At 39.6% G+C, this 14,811-nt stretch carries 11 protein-coding genes; 9 read left to right on the forward strand and 2 right to left on the reverse strand.

What is annotated here, in order from left to right; all coding sequences use genetic code 11:
• Positions 1-1,562: 1,562 nt before the first annotated feature.
• Positions 1,563-2,498: a 3-hydroxyacyl-CoA dehydrogenase family protein gene (locus tag CHI06_RS23195; RefSeq protein WP_095250936.1), complete on the forward strand. Its 936-nt coding sequence runs from the start codon at positions 1,563-1,565 to the stop codon at positions 2,496-2,498.
• A gap of 73 nt (positions 2,499-2,571) precedes the next feature.
• Here the strand turns inward: CHI06_RS23195 and CHI06_RS23200 are convergent, their stop codons facing one another.
• Entirely contained in the window at positions 2,572-3,435 is an 864-nt protein-coding gene (locus tag CHI06_RS23200) for an endonuclease/exonuclease/phosphatase family protein (RefSeq protein ID WP_095250937.1), read from the reverse strand.
• Positions 3,436-3,688: 253 nt separating this feature from the next.
• Here CHI06_RS23200 and CHI06_RS23205 point away from each other — a divergent pair, with 253 nt between their 5' ends.
• From CHI06_RS23205 to CHI06_RS23235, 7 genes are all read left to right on the forward strand, one after another.
• Entirely contained in the window at positions 3,689-5,119 is a 1,431-nt protein-coding gene (locus CHI06_RS23205) for an alkaline phosphatase PhoX (RefSeq protein ID WP_257009422.1), read from the forward strand.
• 284 nt (positions 5,120-5,403) lie between these two features.
• Complete coding sequence (locus CHI06_RS23210; protein WP_095250938.1) at positions 5,404-6,399, forward strand: LacI family DNA-binding transcriptional regulator; 996 nt, start codon at positions 5,404-5,406, stop codon at positions 6,397-6,399.
• Positions 6,400-6,584: 185 nt separating this feature from the next.
• Positions 6,585-8,036 carry a sucrose-specific PTS transporter subunit IIBC gene (locus tag CHI06_RS23215; protein WP_095250939.1) on the forward strand — a complete coding sequence of 484 codons (1,452 nt, stop codon included), beginning with the start codon at positions 6,585-6,587 and terminating at the stop codon, positions 8,034-8,036.
• A gap of 58 nt (positions 8,037-8,094) precedes the next feature.
• A complete protein-coding gene (locus tag CHI06_RS23220) occupies positions 8,095-9,570 on the forward strand; it encodes a sucrose-6-phosphate hydrolase (protein ID WP_095250940.1) in 1,476 nt (491 codons plus the stop codon).
• Between the two features lie 27 nt (positions 9,571-9,597).
• The gene (locus CHI06_RS23225) at positions 9,598-10,566 is read left to right on the forward strand and encodes a carbohydrate kinase family protein (protein WP_095250941.1); all 969 of its coding nucleotides are present in this window, start codon (positions 9,598-9,600) and stop codon (positions 10,564-10,566) included.
• Between the two features lie 336 nt (positions 10,567-10,902).
• Entirely contained in the window at positions 10,903-11,868 is a 966-nt protein-coding gene (locus tag CHI06_RS23230) for a bile acid:sodium symporter family protein (protein ID WP_095250942.1), read from the forward strand.
• A gap of 241 nt (positions 11,869-12,109) precedes the next feature.
• Complete coding sequence (locus CHI06_RS23235) at positions 12,110-12,445, forward strand: hypothetical protein (RefSeq protein ID WP_095250943.1); 336 nt, start codon at positions 12,110-12,112, stop codon at positions 12,443-12,445.
• Between the two features lie 67 nt (positions 12,446-12,512).
• Here the strand turns inward: CHI06_RS23235 and CHI06_RS23240 are convergent, their stop codons facing one another.
• Positions 12,513-13,610 (reverse strand): UDP-N-acetylmuramoyl-tripeptide--D-alanyl-D-alanine ligase, encoded by a 1,098-nt coding sequence (locus CHI06_RS23240; protein ID WP_095250944.1) that lies wholly within the window; start codon positions 13,608-13,610, stop codon positions 12,513-12,515.
• Positions 13,611-13,867: 257 nt separating this feature from the next.
• Here CHI06_RS23240 and CHI06_RS23245 point away from each other — a divergent pair, with 257 nt between their 5' ends.
• Complete coding sequence (locus tag CHI06_RS23245; protein WP_206021834.1) at positions 13,868-14,809, forward strand: AAA family ATPase; 942 nt, start codon at positions 13,868-13,870, stop codon at positions 14,807-14,809.
• Positions 14,810-14,811: the final 2 nt, after the last annotated feature.

Consider the following 14,811-nt stretch of genomic DNA (forward strand, 5'->3'; position numbering starts at 1 on the left):
AGAATCCTTTTTTATCGGTGTTTTTAAACAATTTCTGTCATAACCTGATTCACTATACAACCTTGACAAGGTTGAGGTCACAAAATTCGATCCCTTCACTGAACATCGATATTAAGGCCTATATATTACCAGGTCGTTTTCTTTTTTCATTTCGTTGCTAAAAACTCCTGCGGTGACTATTGTTAGTTAGGATTTTTACAAAGCAGTATACGGTTGTCCACTTGAATAATTTTGTTAAAACTTCCCCCAAAAGCCCCTCCATTTCTTTGGGTGAGAATATAAAATTCTACAAAGCAAGGAAAAAAACAAAAAATCCTAGAAGCGTTGATATAACGCAGTTTCTAGGGTTTTTATGATTGCTATTTAATAAGCAAATAATGAGAGTAGTACTCAACTTGCTGTAGGGTGGCAGATTGTTGGCTACCACCGAATATATCTAGTTTGTCCGCATGTTTGTCCGCAATAAATTGTTATTTCATTCGACATTATTTTAGCATGGGTTAATTAAACCTTTATAAGAAGCAGTTTTTATATTTTGATTTCATTGTATTATACATAAGTCAGGAATGGGCGGTATAATGTAATCATGTCCTCCAGCCCTTGATATATAAGGGTTTTTGAGCGAATTGCTCACAAAATGCTAACATAATGTAAATTAAAAGAGGCTTTCTCATTAGTTGACCAACTTTTGAGAATCCTCTTTTTTTATTTTTTGTGTACCGTAGAGAAAGACATTTTTGGTATCTAATCATCTGAATGGCCGAGTCTGTCCATAATTTGTTTGAGAGCTACACCAGCCTCTGGATAAGTTACCTCCTTGGTCAGCGTCGCATCCTTTTTGCTACTAGCAAGAATAATCAAAGTAAAGACTACTTTCTATAAACCAGGAGGTAGTCTTGGTTTTGTTAGTAGATATACTAGTGTTTTCCTAGACAAAAAATTTATCTAAAAAACGGGGGAAAGGCTATTTTAAAGGGTTTCCTGTACTTTCAATCAAACGATTAGTTAGTAAACAAGATGTTTGTATTTGTCAGAATATGCATTTTGCAAGTTTCTATTGTTAGTTTTGAAGATAATTCCTTATACTTTCAATTTTTATACGACAATTAATTCACTTGAAAATAGCTAAAAATTCGTTTGTTAAAGGGATCAGGCGTTATTTAATTAAACGTTTGATTAGTTGAATCGGCTTTAACTAAACGATTAATTAGAAATGCTTTAAATGCTGTCAAACCTGCGTTTCTTTCATTTTTGTAGGAAGAATATGGTCGAAAAGAGAATCGATATTATGGTCCTTTGGCAGTTATTTTCCAAGTAATGGCTGTCATATACTTACTGGTTGCTCAAGCAATTAACTAAGGCCCGTTCTAATTCCGGAATATTAAGTAAAAAAAATAAATTTACCTGCCCCACTAAATACAAATTAATCAGTATTTTGGCAAACGTATCATCCAACCTTCCAAAAGGATGGAACGGTTACGACTACAAATGCTTCTCGTATTAATAGAATCATAGTAATATAAAAAATAGATTAGTAAAATATTGACAAAGGTGGGGTACAGATGAGTGAAAAAGTTACGGTATTAGGTGCAGGTACAATGGGGCATGGAATTGCTCAACTTTATGCACAGGCAGGATATGATGTTTTTTTATATGATATTAAAGCTGAATTTTTATCCAATGCGGTTACTAGAATTTCAACGAATTTAAATATGTTAATTCATGAGGGAGTTATTGGTGAAAAGGATAAAGAAAGCGCACTGTCTCATATTTTTACAACGACTAATTTAGAAGAGGCTGTTAGGGATACATCCTTTGTTACCGAAGCCGCTTCAGAGAATTTAGATATTAAATTTAGCTTGTTCAAACAATTGGAAGAATTGATCGAGGACGATACCATTATTGCTTCCAATACTTCGACGTTTTCACTAAGACAATTATCGGAAGGTATTCAGAAGAAAGACCGGTTAATTATCACCCACTTCTTTAATCCAGCACAGATTGTTCCGTTAGTGGAAGTGGTGAAGGGACCGGATACTGCACAAGAAATTATTGACAGAACCGTAGAAGTACTGAAAAGTATAGGAAAAAAACCAGTAGTTCTGAAAAAAGATATCCCTGGTTTCATTGCCAATCGCTTGCAAGCAGCACTAGTCCGTGAAGCTTTTCACTTACTAGATGAAGGGATTGCTTCCCCAGAAGATATTGATTTAGCCATTACAAATGGTCCCGGATTCAGATGGGCATTTATTGGTCCATTAGAAACCGCTGATTTTGGAGGACTTGACATTTGGAAGAGTGTAGTGGAGAATCTTGCCCCGGAATTATCCAAAGAGGTAAAGATTCCAGCATTTGTTGAGGAAAAAGTTCAAAGTGGAAATCTAGGAACCAAAACAGGTAGTGGATTATTTACATATGCAGACGATGAAGAAGTTCAACAGAAAATTAAACAAAGAGATGAAAACTTTGTTAGATTAGCTAAAATAAAGAACACTTAAAAAGACCGTTGGTGACTTAATCAAAAAAATACCCATCAAGCCATTACAGCTTAATGGGTATTTGTCCTGGTCTTTACTTTCCGCCATTATAAAAAGGTTCCAGTCTTTCCAATACAATTTCAGCTGTAATTGGGAGGTGATCGGAAGCTAATGTATTTATTACATCTGTTTCTACCGTTTTAATATCGGATGAGGTAAAAATGTAATCAATACGTTTAGTAGGATTCGTAGCCGAATAGGTATAAGCTTCAGGCTGATCCGCAAACACGTCAAGATAATGTGCATACATCGGTTTCATTTCAATGCTTTCTGGGACTGCGTTTAAATCTCCCATAATTACTTTTGGTCCTTTGGATTCTCCTACTATCGCAATGATTTCTTTCATTTGTATTTCACGCTCGGCCGTTGTTAAAGCCAAGTGCGTATTATAAAAATGCAGGTGATTTCCTTTTACATTAATTGTAGCTTCAAGGAGACCTCGCTGTTCCGTATATCCGATTCTAGTAAGAGAGTGGTTTTCAGAGTTCAAAATCGGATACTTACTCAAAATCGCTGTTCCATACTGACGGCGCGGCTCCCCTTCATTTAATGGATCTCTGTCCAAGTTGGCAGCATAGACATAAAACATTCCAAGCCGCTCAGCCAGCCATTTTGCCTGGTTTTCAAAAGCACTTCGTTCTGACCAGTGGTTGTCCACTTCCTGCAGCCCAATAATCTCTGCCCCTTCATCCTCAATAATCTTAGCAATTCGTTCCAAATCTAATACTCGATCAACACCTTCAGCGTGATGAATGTTATATGACATCATCTTTACATTTACCGATACACCTCGTTCAAAATCCGTTCCATTTGCTGTTGCTTTTGACTGTGTCCCCATTAGAGAACCCATAAAAAATGCAATAATCATCAGGCTCATTACCAGTTTCGTGATTTTCATTACTCATTTCCTCCTCTAGTAGATTCTATTAAATATTACAGAAGAAATTTGAAGAAATAATTACTTGAGTGTAAACACCATATTAAGAAGTGTTAAGAATAGGTTAAGTATTCAGTTAATGTCGTAAAGCTAAGACCTATTTACAATTCCTTATCACTAATTCACTGAATTTTTACAAAAATCATATTTTCCCTTAAAACTTTCAATTTAATCTATTACTAGATTCATAATAATATTTGAGGAGAGATAGTCTGTGAATAATGATACTTCTAAAAATGGCTTGAACAGAAGAGACTTTTTAAAAGCGGGAGGAATGGGTACACTTGCCCTCACACTTGGGTCAACAGGGGTATTAGCACTTGGTTCAAAAGCATTTGCGGATTCGACGAACAATCCAACCAGCGGTTTTGGCGGTTACGGTCCTTTGGTGCCAGATCCGAATGGAATTCTCGATCTTCCAAAAGGTTTTCATTACAAAATTATCTCTAAAGAAGGCGGTCTAATGTCAAATGGGGCAAAAATCCCGGGCGCCTTTGATGGGATGGCAGCTTTCGAAGGACCTAACAATACTACCGTTCTAGTTCGTAACCATGAATTGGGGACAGGCGCAGCATTTGGAAGCAATCCTTTTGATGTAGCTGCTCAGGGTGGTACAACGGCTCTAATAGTAGGAGCTAATCGAGAAGTTATCAAAGAATATGTAACCTCTTCAGGTACAATTCGAAATTGTGCTGGTGGAGCGACACCGTGGGGTACATGGCTAACTTGTGAAGAAACACGTTCTGCAACACATGGATATGTATTCGAAGTAGATCCACAGCAGCCGGAAAACGAAATGTCCAAAACCCCAATCAAGGACATGGGCCGTTTTGCACACGAAGCCTGTGCAATTGACCCATCTACAGGATATGTATACTTAACTGAAGATGCGAGCCCAAGCTACCTTTACCGTTTTATCCCAAATAACACGAGCCAAAAGCCTGGCGCGTTACAAGAAGGCGGTACGCTGTATGCAGCTGCGATTGAAGCGGTAACGGATCCAGCAGCAAGCACTTTCAAAACAGGCCAAACATTTAAAATTGTTTGGAAGAAAGTAGATTCTCATATGTGCCGTGAGGAAGCAGCTGCACAAAACTGCATTAAATTCTCAAGACTTGAGGGGGCGTTCTTCCAAGAGGGTGTTTTCTGGTTTGATGATACCTCTGCCGGCGACAAAAAACTCGGCCGCGTTTACCGTTATATTCCCCACACTAATACATTGGAGCTTTTCTATGAGGGTAATAATGCACGAGAAATGGAATATCCAGATAATATCTGTATGACTCCATGGGGCGACCTTTGGTACGCAGAAGATGGTTCAGGTGATGATAGACTTATGGGAATTACCCCAGAAGGCAAAATCTATCCATTTGCCCACAACCGTCAAAGTGGGTCTGAATTGGCAGGACCAACGTTCTCGCCTGATGGAAACACGCTTTTTGTTAATATTCAAAGCCCGGGCCAAACCTTTGCTATTTGGGGGCCGTTCCAACGCAGAAATTCTGCGCGCGCAAGAGAAATGTCCTACGCTGCTCCTGCCAATCTTGCACCGAAAGTTTCGGAAAAAGTGGCTAAGGCTGCCGAGGCGCAAGGTATGTCCGTTCTAGAAGCAGCAGCATTTGAACGTCATGGCTTAATGTCATAATTTAGTAATAAACATCTTAAAAATACTAAAAAACAGAGATCAAGTATTCCTGGTCTCTGTTTTTTTGATTTTTATAGTTCTTGCCCATTTATGAATAATGGGGTCAGTCCCTCAGTGAATAACTGCTTTATCACAACGGGGGACCGACCCAATTCCTTAGTTTTTTGAGTTAGCAGTTGATCTTTGTCATATCTGTTAGCTAGGCATAATTGCTCCATTGTGGATGAAGTTATTTATGATACTATAAGGATATATGAATTTGAAATGTTATGAGGTTGTGGACAATGAGTACAATTTTAGATATTGCTAAGCTTGCGGGTGTGGCGAAAAGTACGGTTTCTCGGTATTTAAATGGCGGCTCGGTTGGGGAAGCGACGAAGAAGAAAATTGAACAGGCAATCAAGGAAACCGGGTATTCTCCGAATCCATTTGCGCAGAGTTTAAAAGCGAAGAAAACGAATATTATTGGCACGATTGTCCCGCGGCTTGATTCCTATGCTTCTTCACAAACATTAATTGGCATCGATGAACAATTAAAGAAAATGAATTATCAGATGCTTATTTCCAATACAAGTCAAAATCTGGACCGAGAGATTGAAAGCATCTATAGCTTCGCCAATCAAAAGATGGCGGGGATTATTTTGCTTGCTACCGAAATCACAGATCAGCATATCGAGGCATTTGAAAGTGTTAAGGTTCCTGTACTGTTAATTGGACAAGAGCATGAAAACTTTCATAGTCTGATTCATGATGATTTTAATGCTGGTTATGCGATGGGGCGGTATGTCCTTGAAAAGGGATATCGGAAAATTGCATATCTAGGCGTAACGGAACGGGATATTTCAGTAGGTGTGAAACGAAAGCAGGGTTTTAAAAAAGCGATACAAGAAGTCGACGATTGTGATGTTCGCTTTTATGAGACATTATTCAATATTCCAGCTGCACAAGCGAGTGCAAAGGAGATCATCCATGAATTTCAGCCTGCGATCTTTGTATGTGCAACCGATAATATCGCTCTTGGGGTTTTGAAGGCATCGTATTCAGAGAGGATTACGGTCCCTCAGGACTTAGCAGTTACAGGTTTTGGAGGCTATGATGTGACAGGAATCATTCATCCGGGCATAACGACGGCGAAGTTTTTTTACAAAGAAGCGGGGGAAAAAGCTGCAAGACATATTGTAGAGTTAGTCAATGAACGTCCTGTAGAAAAAGTAACACTTTCTAAATTTGAAATTATTGAGCGGGAAAGCGTTGACAATCTCTTGGAATGTCCCCTATAATAGAGACAACGAAACCGGTTCCAATTAAGAGGACCTGTTCACTTGGTAACAATTGAATATGGTTTCTCTTTTTAACTTTTATTTTTTTAATTAAATTCGGAACCGGTTCCACTAGTGAAAAGAACTTATTTTTTTGTTCTTAAATGGAACCGGTTCCTAAAACAAATGAAAAGAGAGGGATTAAAATGGATCATAAAAAAATTGCACGGGAAGTTTTGGATGCCATTGGTGGTCAGGAAAACGTATCAGCTGCAGCGCATTGCGCCACACGCTTACGTCTTGTTTTACAGGATGAATCGGTCGTAGATCAAGCAGCATTGGACAACATGGATGTCGTGAAAGGGACCTTTTCAACAGGAGGTCAGTTTCAAATTATCCTAGGATCTGGAACAGTGAACGAGGTCTATAAGCACTTGGCGAAGTTGTCTGGTCAAACGGAAATGTCAACGAGTGATGTGAAAGATGCGGCGACGAAGAAACTGAATCCGATTCAGCAATTTGTCAAAATGCTGTCAGACATTTTCGTTCCGATTATTCCAGCGATTGTGGCTGGTGGTTTATTAATGGGGATAAACAATATCTTAACAGCCCCAGATTTATTTATTGAAGGAAAATCCCTGGTGGATGCCAATCCAGAAATGGCAGATTTGGCGGCACTTATTAATACATTTGCAAATGCGGCCTTTGTCTTTTTACCTATTTTAATTGGTTTTTCAGCAACGAAGCGATTTGGGGGGAATCCTTTCCTAGGCGCAACTCTTGGAATGCTTATGGTTCATCCAGACCTATTAAATGGATACGGTTATGGTGCGGCGTTATTGAATAATGAAGTCCCAGTTTGGAATCTTTTTGGCCTAGAAATAGAAAAGGTAGGTTATCAGGGAACGGTATTACCTGTTCTTGCCGCGTCTTTTATTCTAGCCAAAATCGAAACATCCTTACGTAAGGTTATTCCATCTGCTTTAGACAATCTATTAACACCGTTATTATCTATCTTTATTACCGGGGTTTTAACGTTTACTTTGGTAGGACCGCTGACTCGCTCTGCTGGTAATCTATTAACAGATGGAATTGTATTTTTATATGACACAACAGGTGTTATTGGCGGGATCATTTTCGGTTTACTGTATGCACCAATTGTTATTACAGGTATGCACCATAGTTTTATTGCGGTAGAAACACAATTGCTTGCTGATGTCGTGAAAACCGGCGGATCGTTTATCTTCGTCATTGCTGCGATGTCAAACATTGCCCAAGGAGGAGCAACTCTAGCTGTGCTAAAAACAACGAAGAATGCCAAAATCAAAGGAACTGCTTCAGCGGCTGGGATATCTGCCTTACTAGGGATTACTGAACCAGCGATGTTTGGGGTTAATTTGAAATTACGCTATCCATTTATCGGTGCCATTATTGGCTCTGCCGTTGGATCTGGCTTTGTTACGTTGTTCAAGGTTAAAGCGACTGCACTAGGGGCAGCCGGTATACCAGGAATCATCTCGATTCGCCCAGATACCATTATTTCTTATATTATCGGTATGGCAATTGCATTTGCCGTAGCATTTATCGTTACCATTGTTTTAGCGAAAAGAGACGAGAAAAAAGCAGTTAAACAAACATCTGATCAAGCAGCAGCGTAATAAAAAACGAAAAGGAGAATCCCGTGATTCTCCTTTAGTGTATTAGGAGTGAATCAGCATGGAGTGGACAAAAGAGCAACGATACAGAACCATGGACGACGTGTCCGAAGAGGAAATTCAAGGGTTAGCAAAACTAGTGAATCAATGCCCATGGCGCCAGTCTTTTCATATTCAGCCAGTGACAGGATTGTTAAACGACCCGAATGGATTTAGTTATTTTCATGGGGAATATCATTTATTCTATCAATGGTTCCCGCTTGGGCCGGTTCACGGGTTGAAACATTGGTATCATACGAAGTCTAAAGACCTGGTTCATTGGGAAAATGTTGGAATGGGCATCGGGCCGTCGAATGAGTTTGATCGTCATGGGGCGTATTCCGGAAGCGGGATTGAGCATGATGGGAAATTATATTTCATGTACACTGGCAATACGCGCGATGAAAATTGGAATCGACAACCCTATCAATGTTTGGCTGTGATGCGTCCGGATGGTAGTATTGCCAAAATGGATGCACCGGTGATTGCAGAAGTTCCGCGCGGTTATACCGATCATTTTCGCGATCCAAAGGTCTGGAAAAATGGGGAACACTTTTATGCAGTGATTGGTGCTCAAAGGGAAAATGAGACTGGAAGTGTAGTTTTATACCAGTCTAAGAATTTAAAAGATTGGCAGTTAGCAGGCGAAGTGAAGACAGGGTTAGGTGAAGAGTTCGGTTATATGTGGGAATGTCCGGATTACTTTGAGTTGGATGGGCAAGGCGTATTCCTCTTTTCCCCACAAGGGTTAAAAGTAGATGGTGACAGCTATCTTAATATTTATCAATCAGGGTATGTAGTTGGAAGTCCAATAGATTTAGAAAATATCGAATTAAAGCATGGTTCATTTCATGAGCTGGATCGCGGTTTTGACTTTTACGCGCCGCAAACAACGGTTGATCACCGGGGGAGGCGGATTTTAGTTGGGTGGATGGGATTACCGGAAATTGACTATCCTACTGATAAAAATGGCTGGGCACACTGTTTAACACTTCCTCGTGAGTTAACGATTAAAGACGGAAAACTGATTCAACAGCCGGTTTCTGAGCTGAAATTGCTTCGCGGAGAAAAGGTGGAAACCAGCCAAAGTGTTGAGAATGAGAATGTTCGTCTCGGTAACTTTGAGGGAGACGTGTATGAGCTTCTTGCGGAATTCTCTGATAGTACGGCTGAGGAGTTTGGTTTGGAACTTCGGGTTGGAGAAATGGAGAAAACCGTGATTAAATATGATGGTGTTGCGAAAAAGGTTGTGTTTGATCGGACTAGGTCGGGCGAATCTTTCGCTGAGGAGTTTGGTACGGTTCGGAAATGTACGTTGGACGCTGAAAAGATTTCAATTCAAATCTTTGTTGATGTTTCCTCTGTTGAAGTGTTTGTAAATGATGGAGAGGAAGTATTTACTGGAAGGATTTTTCCTGGTAAAGCTAGTAGTGGAATACGTGTGTTTGCTCGTGGTGGGCATACGAATGTAAAGGCAGTTAAATGGGATATCAAATAATTTTTTAGTCGTACTAGAGGTGACAAAATGGGAAAGCTATTTTCGATTGGTGAAGTGTTAATTGATTTTATTCCTCTTCAAAAAGGGGTTGCCTTAAAGGATGTTGTCGCATTTGAGAGAGCTCCAGGGGGAGCACCGGCAAATGTGGCTGCGGCTGTTGCCAAATATGGGCAGGATGCAGCGATGATTTCTAAATTAGGGAACGATGCATTTGGCGATTTTTTAGTCGAAAAGCTTGTTGAGGCAGGTGTTGAGACAGATAAAGTATACAGGACTGGTGATGCGAATACGGCCTTAGCTTTTGTCTCGTTAAAAGAAAACGGGGAACGTGATTTTTCGTTTTATCGTAATCCTTCTGCTGATTTGTTGTTATGCGAGGCGGAAATCGAGCCAACATGGTTCCAGGCGGGGGATATACTCCATTTTTGCTCGGTTGATCTGGTGGAAAGCCCAATGAAACATGCTCATAAAAAAGCGATTGCCGCTGTTTCAGCTGCGGATGGCTTGGTCAGCTTTGACCCGAATGTGCGGCTTCCGCTTTGGGAAGAACCAGAGGACTGTCGTAAGGCAATTCTCGAATTTTTACCGACTGCAGATATCGTAAAGGTTTCCGATGAAGAGCTTAATTTTATTACGGGAATACAAGATGAGTCGGAGGCTATACAATCGTTATTCGTTGGAAACGTGAAGGCAGTTGTCTACACAAAGGGAGCTGCCGGAGCGGATTTAATTTTAAAAGATCAAAAGTTTGAATCGAGCGGATATTCTGTTGAAGCGGTGGACACAACTGGAGCTGGTGATGCGTTCATTGGCGGATTTTTATATCAATTACTAGAATTGCATGCAAATCCTGAAAACATTGAGGAAGTGCTGCGAGACCACCAAGCCTCTATCCTCCATTTTGCCAATGCTAGCGGTGCTCTCACTACAACAGGAAAAGGAGCAATCTCTGCTCTACCGACTAAGAGGGAAATTGATGAGCTTATAGGGTCATAATACTTATACTTGGATTAAACATATTGAAGGGTGAAATCACATACCGTGCTGTTGCAAAGGAACTTACGGTTGTTTAGGAAAGGCTCATAAATGCGGCTTGATGTAATAGTGATTTTTGCTAGTCGGTATCATTCCTAGCAAAATTTGAAAAGAGAAGGTCATTTATCCATTCACTGAACTGATAAATGACCTTCTCTTAATTTTGTGTATATTTCCTCATACCTTTAAGGATCATGAGGTTTTTTGTTATTTTATAACGAAAAGTGTCATTGATATTGTCTGAATATAATGTATAATAAAATAATTAAAAAATTCTAAAAAAGGTGTGAACAACAAATGAATATGCTAGCAAGAATTAGTACAGTAGCAGGTAACACTTTTATCTACTGGGTTTTACTATTCACGGCTTTAGCCATGGTGTTTCCAGGCGGTTTTACCTGGATTGCCCCTTATATCTCGATCCTTCTTGGAATAATCATGTTTGGGATGGGATTAACATTATCTGTAGAAGATTTCAAGTCCGTATTTAAACAGCCTCTTGCCGTGTTCGTAGGGGTTGCAGCTCAATACATCATAATGCCAGGTGTAGCTTATCTTCTGGCAGTAGGGTTGAATCTCCCTCCTGAAGTGGCAGTTGGTGTAATATTGGTCGGTTGCTGTCCAGGTGGAACTGCATCCAATGTAATGTCGTACCTAGCAAGAGCAAATGTCGCTTTGTCAGTTGCGGTTTCATCGGTAGCGACTTTGGTATCACCGATCCTAACCCCGGCGCTTATTTACCTATTAGCGAGCCAGTGGCTTCCTGTATCTGGAAAGGACATGCTTCTCTCTACAGTTCAAATCGTTCTTCTTCCTATTATTCTTGGTATCGTCTTCAAATGGATTTTGAAGGACAAAGCAGAAGAAGGGGCGAAAATCCTGCCACTTGTTTCTGTAATTGGAATCGTCGGTGTTATCGCAGCAGTAGTAGCAGCGAATAAAGCAAATATCCTGGAATCTGGATTGGCAATTCTTGGTATGGTTATTCTCCATAATTTTGTTGGATTGGTATTAGGTTTCTTTATTTCAAAATGGTTCAAATTCCCGTATGCCGATCAAAAAGCAATCTCAATCGAGGTCGGAATGCAGAACTCAGGACTTGCCGCAGCGCTAGCAACTGCCCATTTCTCTCCACTTACAGCTGTTCCGAGTGCGATTTTCTCAGTGTGGCATAATATTTCTGGACCATTGGTTGCCACCTACTGGGCAAAAAGGGCAGCAAAACAAGAACTGGAAATGAAACAGGCTAAAAAAGTATCCTAAATGTTAGGTTGACTCAAAAGAACAGGTATGAAGATGTAATATAGCCCCGTTTTAGGGGGCATGTCTATAGGAAATAAGGTTAATAATAAGAGGTTTTCCGATTTTTGTTTTTCAGGCGTTACTTTTAATAAATTCTGGTGAATGACCGGTACAAAATAACCAATTTCATCTTTTTTATAGAATAATAAGAAAATAGCTTTTATAATAAATAGGAAAATTTAGGAAATATAAGGAATGAAACATGACTTTAGAAACAATGGAACTTATCGAATTCTTTTTATCCTATTATCTGAGTGTTCAAGTAATGTTCAGTATCTTAGTATTTTTACTTGGCAGGATCGTGCTTGATGTTTTCGAAACAGGTGTTTATGAAAATCCCAAAACCGTATTCCAACGGACGCTTACGTTTGTGACCAATACTTTTCTTGGTGTAGGACCGTATCTGAACAAGAAATTTTTAAAGTACTCTTTCTTAAAAAGAAAGTTCTTTATGTTGATTGCTATTGTTGTCCAATTCTTTGCCTCTGTTATTGTTTATTATGTGATTAAAAATCTGCTCCGGTTGATTTTGTTATAAATTAAAGATGGCCTTCCATCAGTTTATCTGTTGGGAGGCCAGTTTTATAATAAATATTTCCATCAATCTATTCTCGGTATTTGGCGATTAAATAATTCACCACATCTTCCATCCTGGCTTTGCGGGACCCTTTCACCAAAATAGTAGTTCCTGGGGATAGAGCTTCAAGAGCCTGAGATAAGTATATTTTATGTTCAAAATGAATGACATTTTCTGGTGGCATCCCATGTTCCAGTGCTGCTTGCGAAATCATCCTGGCATCATCACCAATGGTATAAAGTACATCTACTTCTTTCATTGCCGCATACTTCCCTATTTCCATATGTGCATCCTTAGAGATGACTCCTAATCCTAACATGTTTCCGAGAACAGCGATTTTTGATCCTTCTTTTCCTACGTTCGTCAGGACGTCAACTGCCGCCTTCATCGCGTTTACATTAGCACTGAAGGTATCATCTATTAGGGTGATATTGTTTTTTAATGTAGTAGTAACCAGCCGCATTACGGGTTTGTTATATTGGCGCAAGCCTCTTGAAATTTCTCTTGGTGAAAAGCCAAGAAGATCACCAATGGCAATTGCAAAAAGTGCGTTATAGATATTGTGCACACCAAAAATCGGAATAAAAAAGGGAACGTACCTGCCCTTAAGTCTAACCGTGAAACTCATGCCTTCATCGGTATATTCCACTTTCACTGCTCGATAATTTGCTTGCTTGTTAATTCCAACCTTTATTACAGTTCCTGGGAAGGAATGGATTAGCAAATGCTTAGAATTTTCATCATCTGTATTAAACAAGAAAATACCAGATTGGTCCATATGTTGAATAAGTTCCGATTTGGCTGCTGCTAACTTTGTAACGTCACCGCCAAAGTTTCCTAGATGAGCAGTTCCGATATTTGTAATCACACCAATATTAGGTTTAATAAAGCGGCAATGTTTGATAATGTTTCCAGAATAAAGAATTCCAAATTCCACCACAACTGCTTGATGAATATTTTTAAGCCTCTTAGCGCTCTTTTCCGTACTGTTAAATGAATTTTTCCTATGTCTTGATTCGTAGATTATCCATCTTTGTCGTAAAATCGAAGCTATCATTGATTTGGTTGTTGTTTTTCCAGCACTGCCCGTAACCGCAATCGTTGGTCGCTGATTATTAAGGGACATATCGATTACCCCTAACTATATTGATATTAGTAGTCTGCGATAATAGCTTATTCACAGTAAGATAATCCAGTGTGGGTATAAGTTCTAGGCAGAGTATTCATTTTTTGAAACATTTCCGGTACTCAACCGTCTACTATTTATTGGAATTTTTTGTATTGCGTGACTTTTTACAGGAATTTAACAGAAAAAAATAGAATATATAGATATAATGTCTTAAAGAAGACGCTAGAGGAGGATGTTACGTGACTCGAGAACAAATGAACCCAACGATAGAGAAAATTCTTATAAACATTGAAAAGGTTATGATTGGAAAAAGAAATGTAGCCGAGCTTAGCCTTATTGCCTTATTAGCAGGAGGCCATGTGCTGCTAGAAGATGTACCAGGTGTGGGGAAGACGATGATGGTCCGTGCACTTGCGAAGTCTGTTAATGCTAACTTCCGGAGGATCCAATTTACTCCTGACCTATTACCCTCAGATGTGACCGGAATTTCGATTTATAATCCAAAGGAAATGGAATTCGAATTTCGACCAGGACCGTTGATGGGGAATATTATCCTCGCAGATGAAATTAACCGAACCTCACCCAAAACCCAGTCTGCTTTACTTGAAGGGATGGAGGAGGCGAGTGTAACGATTGATGGCGTAACCCATCGACTGCAAAAACCATTCTTTGTTATGGCCACCCAAAATCCAATAGAGTACGAAGGAACGTATCCACTGCCAGAAGCACAGCTCGATCGCTTTTTGTTGAAGATGAAAATGGGCTACCCTGAAGTAGATGAAGAGATAGAAGTTCTAAATAGGGCACAAAAGGTTCCGCCAATTGAAGACCTTTATTCAGTCATTGACCTTGAAGGTTTAATAGCACTGCAAAAAGAAATTAAAGAGGTTTACGTGGATGAAACGATAAAGCGCTATATCGTGGATATCGTTAATCAGACGAGACGCTTTCCTGGGGTCTACCTTGGTGCCAGTCCAAGGGGGTCAATCGCTTTGATGAAAGCGGCACAAGCCTATGCCTTCATGTATGGCCGTGACTTTTGTCTTCCAGATGATATCCAGTATTTAGCACCATTTGTACTATCACATCGAATTATTTTGAAATCAGAAGCAAAGTTTGAAGGAATTACAGCAGAAGAAATTGTAAACCGAGTGATTATGAGAATACCTGTTCCTGTACAAAGGCTTGTGAAGTAACC

The organism is Bacillus sp. 7884-1 (genome assembly GCF_002272245.1).
GTDB lineage: Bacteria > Bacillota > Bacilli > Bacillales > Cytobacillaceae > Neobacillus.